We start from the raw sequence: 11,748 nt of genomic DNA on the forward strand, positions 1-11,748 counted from the left end.
ATTTATTCCAGAATTTTGAGAGTTTCGATTTATTTTCTTCCATAATCATGGTTGACTAAATTAAATAACTGCTAACGTTTATGTATATGGAAAGTTGCGTGTTTGAGTGCGAGGATTTTCCGAAGGAAAATCGGATGCAAGCAAACAAGCAACTTACATTGGTTAAGCTAAAACTAGCAATTTTTTATATACTGTGTTGTGTGCTGGCTTTTAATTCAGCTATATTTTTTTAAATAGTAAAATAAATAATAATTCCAATAAAGATGGCAAAAAAGAAAAAACCAGCAATCCTATTGGCAGTTTCAGTTTCGAGTTTGTCATATTGGTTTCCTTTTTTTTTATGCCAATAGTTCTCAAACTTTATGAGTTTAGTTCCAAACAATTTAGATTTTATGTATCCAAATGAAAATCGAATGGATGCTCCGATTAGTTCAATTAAATATCTGCCAAAAATTATTTGAAAAATGTCCATTTTATAATTTTTTAATAAGTCTTCTGTTAAAAATCAAAAACAGAAAAAACAGTAGTAAACAAAGGTAAGTCAGTCCCATAAAAATATCGTGTTGAATACACAAATTAACTCCAGAGATTTGGGAGATACACTGACCAAATTCGGTTTCATATTTTAAGCTGACAGAAGTATTAATTGCCATAAAATAGAAAAGCGGAATTCCAATTAAAAATAGAATCAGAAATAATATGTAAAAAGATTTTCTCAATTATTATCGTTTTTTCAGCTTGCACACAACGTTTATGTATAAGAATAGTGCGGTTTTGTATGCGAGGATTTTCCGAAGGAAAATCAGAAGCTAGCAAAACTGCACTAACCTTTGATTAAGCACTAACTACCGCATTATTTTTATACGGTGTTAGCTTTAGTTATTTTTATATTCAAAGTCAAGTTCAAACCATTGATTTATTGAGTCAATTTCCTTTATTATGAATTTCAATTCTCCTTTTTCAAATGGTGTTTCTCCGACATAATCAATAGGTTGAATATAATATTTTCTGTTTTTTATATCATAAAATCTTACGAATCCGTAATGATATGCAGATTTTACATTTGTCCATTCCGTTTGAGATTGTTTTTCGAGTTTATCATATGTTAGAGACGTATCGGGTAATCCGACTGTTATGTTTCTTAATTCAAATTCTGTTGAGTTATAAAGACTAAATTTTAATTCCTTTTTTGTTTCGCTTTTTTCGGCTTTAATTTCAACTTTTTCGTTCTGATTTTTTAATTCCTTTTTACAATTATAAAAAGAAAGTCCTAAAATCAATATGAAGAGTGTTTTTTTCATAATTAAAGCTAACGGTTTGTGTAAGGATAGTTGCGTGTGCGAGCAACTAACTTACTAAAAATGGAACGAACCAGAGGAAAATCCGTAGGATTTTCCGAGTAGGCTAGAACCAAGCAATTATTTTTACACGTTGTTAGCCACAGTTTTTATTTTCCGTCACGTTTATTAATTCCGTCTAATTTTCCAGTCGGTAAGGATGAATATATTCCGCTTACCTTTTTTGGTAGGGCAATCATATATTCAATGATAACATTAGTCAAGTCAAATAACTGTCCAACCGTTTCAGGGTTATCTGTATCAATTTGACCAGGGTGTACAGCATCATTTCCAGTAACTCTTACCACATCCAGTGATTGCTGAACAATTTCAGGAAGTCCTTTTTTTACAAGGTTTCCAATGTCCGTGTTTATATTATTTCCAGCTTCTCCAAGCTCTTTGCATAAAACTTGAATAGCAAGTCTTAAAAGTGCTGCTGCACCTCTTGGTGATTTATTACTTATTGATGCAGCTTCGAGATATAGGTTTTTAACAATTTGAGGCATTTCGGGGTTTGGAAAAGGTGAATTTCCAGTGTCTGGGAAATACATTTTGTCTTTAATCCATATGGAAGTTTCTCTACAATGTTGACAAGTCGCTGAACCCAAAATATTCCTATCTTGCTGTCCAAAAGTTTCAAATTTTAGACCTCTAGATTGCCAATCTTGCTTTGCTAGGACTCCACAATTCGGACAAGTAAAAGATTCTTGATGTAATTTTGGTTGAATGTGTTTCATTTATCGATTTATTTTCAAATTGTGGCTAACGTTTATGTATAAGGAAAGTTGCGTGTTTGAGTGCGAGGATTTTCCGAAGGAAAATCAGAAGCAAGCAAACGAGCAACTAACTTTGGTTAAGCTAAAACTAGCAATTTTTTTTATACGGTGTTAGGTACAGCCTTTTTTATCTTTAATTAGTTTTTCTGTTTCTTTATATATTCTTATCAATTCTTCTATTTTATACTTTTCTAATTTACTTTTTATCCTTAAATTTTGTTCAATAAAGGATATCAAAGAACCAGGTGGACCTCCCGATTTTAATAATTCTATTTTATATAGTGTTTTGTTGTACCAAAATATAGAATAAGCTTTACCTTCTATCTCAGTTTCACTTTTTATCATAGGGATGGACAACTCTGGGCTTATTTTATAAAAACCATCTCTTATTTCTATATTTTTGAAATCATTCAGTTTAATCTGTTCTTTCCAATATTTATCTATGGATTGGTTTATGGAATCCAAGAGAGAGCAATCAGAGTCTTTATATGTTGTTATTCTATATTTAATTTCTTTATAATCCCATTCTCCATCAACCCCTGAACAAGAAATTTGCACTCGTACTTTTGATAACACCTCATACTCGCTACCTTTGGATTTTTTTTCAAATACTTTTGATTCTATTTCTTCAGTTTTGGTAATTATAGAATTATCTAATTGAATTCCTCTTATTTCAATTTGAGCTTGAATCTTTAAGCTGATTGCTATTATAATTATTAGAATTGAAAGTTTGAGGTTCATAATATTTCTATTGGTTGTACCTAACGTTTATGTATAAGGAAAGTTGCGTGTTTGTGGGCGAGGATTTTCCGAAGGAAAATCAGATGCAAGCAAACGAGCAACTAACTTTGGTTAAGCTAAAAGTAGCAATTTTTTTTATACGGTGTTACCTACAGTTTTTTTTATCGGTTTATTAATGTCAGATAGTGTATTGCAAAAATCAGACGATTATTTTTGTCGGTCAAATCAATGTTCTCAATGTTTTTAGAAAAGCCAGCAATAACGGAAGGAAGTAAGTCCCTTGTTTGATTAAGTTGGTCAGCGTAATTTTTTATAAAATCGGATTTTTTTCCAATTTCGGTCAAATATTTTATGTAATTACTATCAGTTTTTAAATTGAAATATTCGGAATTTGAATCCGTATATTTCCACCAAATTTTGTCAAAAACCACAAACTTTTTTAAATCAGAACTCAATTTTTCCATTCCATTTAAATTCGGCACGATTTGATTTTGAAGGACGTTATTGGAATATTCCAAATATGCTTTGTTTTCGGAATCGGTTTTGTATTCAGTCGTTAAGATTCGGTCAAATTCAGAAACAATAGAATTCAGTTCCGACAATTCGGGTTCAGTCCAAATTTCATTGGAATTGTCAATTTTACTTTCTTGTTTACAAGCTGAAAGTATAGTTAAAAATAATATTAGGATACGTTTTTTCAAATTGTAGGTAACGGTTTGGCTATGATTCCGTTGCGAGGAAAATCCGTAGGATTTTCGGAGTAGGAATCGAGCCAAGTTAAATATATAGTTTTTTGGTTTAGCATTTAGCGAGCAATGGATTATAGCCGTTGTTACCTGCTGGCTTTATTTTTCCATTATCAGCTCATTTAAATTTGTTTTCAGTTTTATTGTCTTTCGATTGTCAAAAACTCCATATTCGATTGTAAACTCCCTTTCATATTCTTTTACGTCAGTCCATTTAATAAACTTTGGACTAATAAAAGGTCCGATTTCGAAAACGCTTTGATTTGGTGCCTCGTCAAATTCGGAAACGGCAACTAACAAATTATACGAAACCTCACAACTTTCAAATCCTGCACTTCCAGTTCCGTTGTCGATTGTGTAAACCCTAACGGATAAATAATTTTCTTTGTTTTCTGCAATCAGTTCGGAGTTATTCAGGACTTTAATCAGTCGAGAATTATCAGATTTGTCAATTTCCAGTTTATCTTGTCCGAAAGCTATTTGTAAAACACAAATGAAAAAAAGTAGAGTGAATGTCGATTTAATATTCATTTTTTCAGCTTGCAGGTAACGGTCTCGGCTATGAGTAGTTGCGTGGTTTAACACTTAACTTTGCAAGTACACACCAAACTGAAAATCCGCGAGGATTTTCAGAAGTAGGCGAGTACCAGCAATTACTTATAGCCATTGTTGTAAAACGTTTTTTATTTCAAATATTCAACGTCTGAACGAACTTTTTTACGCCATTCAGTTCCGTATTTCTCGTCCATTAGTTCAAAAATTCGTTCGTTATATATTTGTATACATTCCATATTTGGTGCGGTATCGCCAAAATCATAATATTTAATTTTATATTTTTTCTCGAAGCGATAATCTTCTTTTCGATTACCAACCGGTGCAATTCCACCAACCAGATATAATTTTGCTTTATTCTTTTTCCAGTCCTTTTCGGCGGTTTCCAAACTTACAAATCCGCAAATTCCTTTTAAAGTCAAGTCAACGTTTTGAATATTTTCATTTGTTTTTACTTCAAATTCTTGGTCTTCGTAGCCCATTAATTGGACCTTGATTTTATAAGTTTTGTTTGGTTCTAAATTATTAAATTGAAAAATTCCAATACTGTCCGCAATTGTCATTCGGTCAACTTGAGATTTGTTTCCATTATTTATTTCCAAATAAATATTTCCGTACGGTTTATCGTTGGTGATATCAGACTTTATTTTTCCAACTATTTTAGATTGACCAAATGAAATTCCACAAACCAATATTAAGGTCAGTTTAATAAGTTTTTTTGATATGTTCGAGATTTTTTTCAAAATGTTTTACAACGGTTTGGCTATGATTCCGTTGCGGAGAAATTCGGTAGAATTTCGGAGTAGGAATCGAGCCAAGTTAAATATACTGTTTTTTGGTTTAGCATTTTGCGAGCAATGGATTATAGCCGGTGTTGTGGGTAGTTTTTTATATTCCCTTTTTTAAAACGACTTCAACAGCATCAGCAATATCTTTCGCATAAAGGGCAATGTGTTCTCCCGCAGAAAGGCTATCTGGCTTTATTTTGACAAGAATTGGACTTATTTTTATGGCAATTTTCACTACCAAATCCTTATATTCTTCTGGAGTTAATTTTATTTCCATATTACACTATTTTTATGTTTTTAATAATGAACAAAGTATGAATCCGATTCTTCTCCGTCGTCAATCATTCTTATTTCAACGTCAAATAATTCATTTAGTATTTTTTCTTTTGTCAGGTTGTCAAATTCGTTAAATTCCAATTCCTCAATATGTTCCGAAATTTTGTCTCCGTTATGCCATTTTTCCGCCACAATTTTTTCAATCAGGATGTTCAATTGGGGTGAAGGAACTTCGCTTTCAGGTTTATGCCAAATAAATTCCTGTCTTTCATCGGGGTCGGTTTCGTCATAAATTGCAATTCCGCTTATTGAATCCACCGTTTCTTTTGTCAGAACTATTTTCTCAACTCCGTATAATTTGAGAAAAGATTTTAGGAAATTTAGTCTTTTAGATTCGGTCATTTTAGTTTTGTTAAATTACCCACAACGGTTTTGTATAAGATTTGTGCGACGTAAAAATCGGAGATTTTTCCGCCGCAGCAATATTTTTATTGAATGTTTGTCAGTTTGTGCTAAATCCGATTTGAGCATAAATTTTATACGATGTTGGCAGCTGAGCTTTTATGATTAGATAACATTTCGTTTTAAACTAAAACTATTTTTTTTTAATTTCATTCTATATTTATTAGAGAAATCGTATTTCTCAGATATTGTATTCATTAATTGGGGATTTTTATCATCTTCAAAAGATGCTCCAAATATTATTTCGGATATAGATTCATTCCCGAAACTTATAAATCTTTCTAATTCTTTATTAAGGGTTAAATTAGTGTAAATAATTCTGACCTCTCGTTCATATTTCCAATTTTTTGATTTAGTTTTTAGCAAATGAAAAATAGAATCAGAACCATCTAGAAAAAAGTCTTTTGTTTGGAATTTTTTCTTGTAACTAATTTTAAATAATCCTCTATCACTTTCACTAACTTTTTCAAGTGAACTATATAATTTTGAAATATCGAATCCAAGACATATTCCGGAATGAGATTTAGCATAATGTGACCACATCAAAAAATCTTTTGAAACTTGGCTAAAACAAGTGACACCTATTTTTGATGAAAGTTGGGGAAAAGCTATCTTTTCATAAATTGATGATAATTCAGATTTCGAGTTAAAATGATTTCTTTGGTCAATTTTCTTAATAAGTTCTGGATGTGTTCTGTAATATTTCTTTTTTAGTTTTTCAAAATGAGAAGGTGGAATATTTGAAAATGATATTAATCCAGGATAACAATCAAAAGGGTCATTAAATTTATTAGGATTTGTTAATTTCAGTTTGTTTTCAAGTAGAATCTTTAAAGCAATTTCAGCTGAAACATATTTATAAATTATTGGAGATTTTTCAATAATACTTTTCAAATCTTCTAATATTTTATTGTTACTCATTTTGTGAATTTATTTTTTGCTTTGCTGCCAACGGTCTCGGCTATGAGTAGTTGCGTGGTTTAGCACTTAACTTTGCAAGTACATACCAAACTGAAAATCCGCGAGGATTTTCAGAAGTAGGCGAGAACAAGCAATTACTTATAGCCATTGTTGGCGTGTCGTTTTTTATTTTTCATTATAAATGTCACAATCGATTGTTCCATTAATTTCATTTATAAATTTTATGGTTCGTTTACTAAAATGAAGTCCTGGACTTTCATCTCCAAGAAAAATGACAACTTCTAAAACATATTCAAATTCAGGATTTCGTTTTTTAAGCTCGATTAATTCGCTTTTATGATTTTCAAGTTTGTCAATCAGTTTTTCTATTTCTTCAAAATAATATGGATTAACTAGTTTACCTGAAGAATACTCCCAAATTGTGCAAACAGGTATATTTCCGTTCTCAAATTTTTGTTTGAAATTGGTCGGTTTGATTGTCAGGTAAGAGTCAAATTCTGATAGTCCAAACTTTTCATTTTCGGTTTTAATTGCAAAATATGTGTACCCTTTAGTGTTTGTCATAAACCATTTGCATATTTGTCAATCCATTCATAAATTTTGTTTTCAATAAGTTCCGTTTTTTGAGATTCAAATACCTCTTTTGGATTCTCCCAATCATTGTCATAAATAATATAGATTTTATAACTTTCTCTATAAAACCCAACGTCCAAAATCGGTCCTTCTTCATAAATATGACTCAATTGTAAAATGTCCTCTGTTTTCTCAGCTTGTATTAACCAATCTTTATTCGATGTGAACCCGTTTTGGTCATATTCGATATTCCACATATTTATATTGCTCGATATTCTTCTATTCTTAATCATTTTCTCGATGTTCCTCAAATGCACGCCAACGGTCTCGTATAACCGTCAGTTACGGGTTTATATGTTTTAATTTTCGGTTTGGCACTGACGTTAGCAATTTCGAGTGGATTCGGACATAGTCGAATCCACCGTAATTGCGGTTATACATTGTTACCTGCTGTACTTTTATTTTTCCAATTTTCAAATGTCATTTCAAATTTTATCTCTCCTTTTCCGTGAGTTCCAATTTCATTCCATCCCGATTTTCTATAAAAAGTTTCGGCTCTTGTGTTTGGTTCAGTTCCCAACCATAGATTTTTAGAAGTTTGGTTAAAATACCAATTCAACATCAGGTCGTGTAATTGCCTTCCAATTCCTTGCTTGTCATAGTTCGGGTGTACAAATAAAGCCCAAACATTATTTTCTTTTAAGTCTGCTATTGAAAATCCAACAATTTGATTGTCAACTTCACAAACCCATCCTTTTCCTCTTTTTGTAATAAATTCCAAACAATCAGCATCAGTTACTAATTCAGGATTTGACAGAGTATTTTCGATCACAGAGTTTCTTACTATTTGAATCTGTTTTATGTCGGCTTTATTTGCTTCTCTAAAAGTCATTTTTATTTAAATCTCAATCTTCAACTATGCGCTTTGTCCGTATTGCAGGTAACGTGTTTGGCTATGGTTTCGTTGCGGATAAATCCGCGAGGATTTTCCGCCGTAAACCGAAGATAGCAAATTTGCGAGGACTTTCCGATAGGAAAGTCGGAAGCAATGAACTATAGCCGGTGTTGTAAGTAGTTTTTATTATTCCGTAATTTTTTTGTCAAAGTCAAGTTCACTGTATTCAGGGTTTTTGTCCGAATAATGAACCTCAAACTTGTCTCCGACTTTTATTAATTCCTTTTTTATAGTCAGTTTTTGATTTTCGGTATAGTTTTTTTCTCTAACACTGAATTGGTATTTTATGAAGAATCCTCTTTGAAATCGTTCCTCAATTTCAATAATAGTTCCGATTGTCACTTTCGAGTTTTTCAGTTCGGTTTTTTCGGTTAAACTATTCCAAAATCCGAAACAGATTATTGAAATAATTAACAGAATAAAAATCCGAAATTGCCATTTGTTATTTTTCTTTTCTTTTTTCAGCAAAATTTCTGTAGAGATTCAGGTTTCTTAAATTACTTACAACGGTTGGCGGTATGGTTAGTTGCCGATTTCAAAGCACTTTCCTGTCAAGTTACAACTACTTTTGATTCGTGCTGTGCCGCTCGAATTCGCACTGCACCGGCAATTAACTATACCGCGTGTTAGGTGCAGTTATTTTAATACGTGATTTAAGTGGTCTTTAATATCATATAGATTTATTCCAAAGTTCTGAGCATCTTCTGGTCGTATTGCAATTATTAATTTGTCTGAAAATTTACCTTGAATTGTTGCCTTCATAAATGACTCAGCAATCAAAGCAATCATTTTTTTTCTGGAAATCTTTACTCGTCCTCTTCCTGTACCGATTATTGGAACGGCAAGCTCGATAAGTTCTCCTTTTTTTCTTACATAATTCCATAAACCATTTAAGGCAGATTGTATCTCAGAAATTGATGATGAAGCATTACCACCTTCTCCAAGTTCTGCCATAGCAGTAAAGTAAAAGGTTTTTCCGTGAGTATGAATTGGGATTGTGGTTCCGAACGGAAAGGGCGAGGTTGAACCGAGTTGTTGAAGTTCTTCGTTAATTTTTTTGATTAACTCAATTTGATTCCCTGTAAAGTATTTTGCTGTAAATTGACCTTGTAAGCTATCCACTGCAATTTTGTTTCCTGCAACATCTGCTTCAAATACTGTATTTGTACTAATCATAGTTGCTCCACTAATATCAAACAAATCGGCAATACGAACTTCTATTATAAAGTCAAGCTCTGGAAATGGAATCGAAATTGATTTTATAGGTCTTTTGAGAAGAATGGAAATTAAGATTGATATAACTATGAAAATGAAAAATGCATATGCACCATATTTGTCTCTTGTATAAACTTGAAAAAAGTCTAATGTTTCTATTATCAACCATATGATTCCAAAAATGGCGAGTATAGATTTTAATCCGTCCAAAGAAAAGATGTAACGCCAATAAGCTTTGCTCAATATTGAATTTAAAATGTATTTCATGTCTTATTAGCATTTATAAAAAAAATCTCCTGCATTGCATTTGGAAGCAACCATAAAGTCTGGGTCGTTCAAAGCACTTCTTATTAAGATTTTTTTGTTTGGAATATGTAAAGTTGGCACATTATGTTTTGAATCTCTAAAAAGGGGTAATTTGTCCCACAAGTCTGTTATTTGTTTTCTAATAGTTTCTGATTGACAATTTATTATATCACTCTTTTCACCATATTCGGGATAAACAACAATTACTGGCAACCCTTGGTTGTTAATTCCATAATCTATTTCTTCTCTTATAGCTTTTGAGCTTTTGGTAAGTGAGCTTAGAAACAATATAATATTTTTTGAGTTTCTGATACGTTCTCGAATTCTTGGCTTTAAAGTAGATTCCCAATCACTATTGTCTCTAACATTATAGTTTTTATTGTGAGAGTCATTAAAAGGAAAGGTTGAATCGAGGCCTTTCCAAGCCCTTAGCATATTATAGTAAACAAAGTCTTTTGTTGCATGCGCACCAAGACTGCTTTCGCTAAAAGGTTCACTTACGTAAAATGCTGAGTAATTTCCATTTCTGTATGCCATATTTCTTGTTTTTTTGGTTTGTCATAATTGCACCTAACGTGTTTTTATAAGATTTGTGCGACGTAAAAATCGGAGATTTTTCCGCCGTAGCAATATTATTATTGAATGTTTGTCAGTTCGTTATTTAGTTTAAATGTAAGCATAAATTTTATGAGGTGTTGGCTTTGAGTGCTTTTGCAATCATTTTATAAATCAATCTAGTTTAATTTCTAATCTTACATAATAGAAGTCCATTCGGAATTTGTCTTTTTTATCATAATTTATCATTTAACTTTCTCCGAAATGTCAGAATATTAATTTATTTTCTCAACTCGGTTTGTAAATTTTATACACCTGATTTATATTCTTTAATTTTACTTTCTAACGAAATTTTTCTTCTATTCAAAGCCTCTATCTCTTTTTTGTATTTGTCAATCAAATAAAAATAACTTATAGCATAAATAATAAAATAAATTACTCCCATAAAGAGTACAGCATTAAAATACTCCATTTGTTCTATTAATGGTTTTCTTCCATATCTTCTCGGTAAATAGGGGTAAATTAGAGAAAGTAATATTCCTCCAATTATTGCAAAAGGAGCATTCTTTTTCAGTTTTTTTATTTTCTTTTCGTATGTTTCAATCTCAAAATTAACTTTTGAAACTTTATCTTCATTTTCATTCATTTTTTTCAGGCATTAAAGCCAACGTTGATGTATATGGAAAGTTGCGTGTTTGTGAGCGAGGATTTTCCAAAGGAAAATCAGAAGCTAGCAAACGAGCAACTAACTTTGGTTAAGCTAAAACTAGCAATTTTTTATATATGGTGTTGCCATTAGTTTTTATTCCATTAATTTTTTGATGTAAGAACTCAATAGTTGAATAACCTTACTTCGTTCTTCAAAAATCCCTTTCAAATTAGGGATAGTAGATCTTCTGTATTCATCTAATAGATTTTCAACATCATCTTTATAATTAGGATTAGATTCTTTAGTTTGGTCAAGAGAAATTAAATCGTCATTAGCTTGTTCGAATTGATGCTGATATTTTAATGTCCTTATTGTAAGTTCTCGTCTTTGTTTATAAAATTCCCGTTCGTCAATAAATAATTCAATTTCCCCTTCTTTGAGATTGTAAGAGTGTTTTGCTTCATACATCCTTTCTATATTCTTTTTATTTTCTTCCTTGAAATTGCCAAATCCTTTAAGATTTGCACTAGTTATTGTTCTTTCCCAATTATTATATGACGCAAAATAATCGATTATATATTGTCTTTTTAATGATGAATAGTCAATTATATTATTTGTTAGAATATTAACTTTACTTTCAACTCCTTGAACAAGAGATGTGATTTCCTCAATATCCTCTTTTGTTGCTTGATTTTTTCCTTTTTCATCTGCGTAGCTTGGTAAGAATTTCTTGAAGATTAAATAGAGAACAAAAAAGATGGCTAATGCTAATAAATTAATAAAAAGTTCTTTCAAATCGTAATTTTTTTAAATTAATGGCAACGGTTATGTATAAGAATAGTGCGTAGTTTGAGTGCGAGGATTTTCCGAAGGAAAATCAGATGCAAGCAAACAAG

General features: G+C 31.4%; 18 protein-coding genes. All 18 read right to left on the bottom strand.

The annotated features are described in order from the left end of the window. Nucleotides 1-229: 229 nt before the first annotated feature. The gene (locus tag V8G69_RS16175; RefSeq protein ID WP_394883211.1) at nucleotides 230-472 is read right to left on the bottom strand and encodes a hypothetical protein; all 243 of its coding nucleotides are present in this window, start codon (nucleotides 470-472) and stop codon (nucleotides 230-232) included. 403 nt (nucleotides 473-875) lie between these two features. Further along, nucleotides 876-1,301, bottom strand: a complete 426-nt coding sequence (locus V8G69_RS16180) for a hypothetical protein (RefSeq protein ID WP_394883212.1) — start codon at nucleotides 1,299-1,301, stop codon at nucleotides 876-878. 146 nt (nucleotides 1,302-1,447) lie between these two features. After that, nucleotides 1,448-2,074 (bottom strand): DUF4145 domain-containing protein, encoded by a 627-nt coding sequence (locus V8G69_RS16185; RefSeq protein WP_394883214.1) that lies wholly within the window; start codon nucleotides 2,072-2,074, stop codon nucleotides 1,448-1,450. Between the two features lie 150 nt (nucleotides 2,075-2,224). Further along, nucleotides 2,225-2,854: a hypothetical protein gene (locus V8G69_RS16190; RefSeq protein WP_394883215.1), complete on the bottom strand. Its 630-nt coding sequence runs from the start codon at nucleotides 2,852-2,854 to the stop codon at nucleotides 2,225-2,227. Nucleotides 2,855-3,015: 161 nt separating this feature from the next. After that, nucleotides 3,016-3,555, bottom strand: a complete 540-nt coding sequence (locus V8G69_RS16195; protein ID WP_394883216.1) for a hypothetical protein — start codon at nucleotides 3,553-3,555, stop codon at nucleotides 3,016-3,018. A gap of 144 nt (nucleotides 3,556-3,699) precedes the next feature. Next, a complete protein-coding gene (locus tag V8G69_RS16200) occupies nucleotides 3,700-4,131 on the bottom strand; it encodes a hypothetical protein (protein WP_394883217.1) in 432 nt (143 codons plus the stop codon). A gap of 152 nt (nucleotides 4,132-4,283) precedes the next feature. Next, on the bottom strand, nucleotides 4,284-4,895 hold the full coding sequence (locus V8G69_RS16205; RefSeq protein WP_394883218.1) for a carboxypeptidase-like regulatory domain-containing protein: 612 nt from the start codon (nucleotides 4,893-4,895) through the stop codon (nucleotides 4,284-4,286). Nucleotides 4,896-5,040: 145 nt separating this feature from the next. Then, on the bottom strand, nucleotides 5,041-5,217 hold the full coding sequence (locus V8G69_RS16210) for a hypothetical protein (protein WP_394883219.1): 177 nt from the start codon (nucleotides 5,215-5,217) through the stop codon (nucleotides 5,041-5,043). 20 nt (nucleotides 5,218-5,237) lie between these two features. Further along, on the bottom strand, nucleotides 5,238-5,618 hold the full coding sequence (locus V8G69_RS16215) for a hypothetical protein (RefSeq protein WP_394883220.1): 381 nt from the start codon (nucleotides 5,616-5,618) through the stop codon (nucleotides 5,238-5,240). Between the two features lie 165 nt (nucleotides 5,619-5,783). Next, nucleotides 5,784-6,599 (bottom strand): DUF2971 domain-containing protein, encoded by an 816-nt coding sequence (locus V8G69_RS16220; RefSeq protein WP_394883221.1) that lies wholly within the window; start codon nucleotides 6,597-6,599, stop codon nucleotides 5,784-5,786. Between the two features lie 165 nt (nucleotides 6,600-6,764). Beyond that, entirely contained in the window at nucleotides 6,765-7,163 is a 399-nt protein-coding gene (locus V8G69_RS16225; RefSeq protein ID WP_394883222.1) for a DUF4279 domain-containing protein, read from the bottom strand. Beyond that, complete coding sequence (locus tag V8G69_RS16230; RefSeq protein WP_394883223.1) at nucleotides 7,160-7,465, bottom strand: hypothetical protein; 306 nt, start codon at nucleotides 7,463-7,465, stop codon at nucleotides 7,160-7,162. The genes V8G69_RS16225 and V8G69_RS16230 overlap by 4 nt, the downstream gene beginning before the upstream one ends. Nucleotides 7,466-7,605: 140 nt before the next feature. Further along, nucleotides 7,606-8,064, bottom strand: a complete 459-nt coding sequence (locus V8G69_RS16235; RefSeq protein WP_394883224.1) for a GNAT family N-acetyltransferase — start codon at nucleotides 8,062-8,064, stop codon at nucleotides 7,606-7,608. 189 nt (nucleotides 8,065-8,253) lie between these two features. Beyond that, complete coding sequence (locus tag V8G69_RS16240; RefSeq protein WP_394883225.1) at nucleotides 8,254-8,469, bottom strand: hypothetical protein; 216 nt, start codon at nucleotides 8,467-8,469, stop codon at nucleotides 8,254-8,256. A gap of 294 nt (nucleotides 8,470-8,763) precedes the next feature. Next, nucleotides 8,764-9,609, bottom strand: coding sequence for a macro domain-containing protein (locus V8G69_RS16245; protein WP_394883226.1), 846 nt, complete (start codon nucleotides 9,607-9,609; stop codon nucleotides 8,764-8,766). 6 nt (nucleotides 9,610-9,615) lie between these two features. Then, nucleotides 9,616-10,185 carry a TIR domain-containing protein gene (locus tag V8G69_RS16250; RefSeq protein WP_394883228.1) on the bottom strand — a complete coding sequence of 190 codons (570 nt, stop codon included), beginning with the start codon at nucleotides 10,183-10,185 and terminating at the stop codon, nucleotides 9,616-9,618. 325 nt (nucleotides 10,186-10,510) lie between these two features. Then, nucleotides 10,511-10,849 carry a hypothetical protein gene (locus V8G69_RS16255; RefSeq protein WP_394883230.1) on the bottom strand — a complete coding sequence of 113 codons (339 nt, stop codon included), beginning with the start codon at nucleotides 10,847-10,849 and terminating at the stop codon, nucleotides 10,511-10,513. A gap of 156 nt (nucleotides 10,850-11,005) precedes the next feature. Then, the gene (locus V8G69_RS16260) at nucleotides 11,006-11,647 is read right to left on the bottom strand and encodes a hypothetical protein (protein WP_394883231.1); all 642 of its coding nucleotides are present in this window, start codon (nucleotides 11,645-11,647) and stop codon (nucleotides 11,006-11,008) included. Nucleotides 11,648-11,748 lie beyond the last annotated feature (101 nt).

It is taken from the genome of Gaetbulibacter sp. M235, assembly GCF_043876835.1.
Taxonomy (GTDB): Bacteria; Bacteroidota; Bacteroidia; order Flavobacteriales; family Flavobacteriaceae; genus Yeosuana.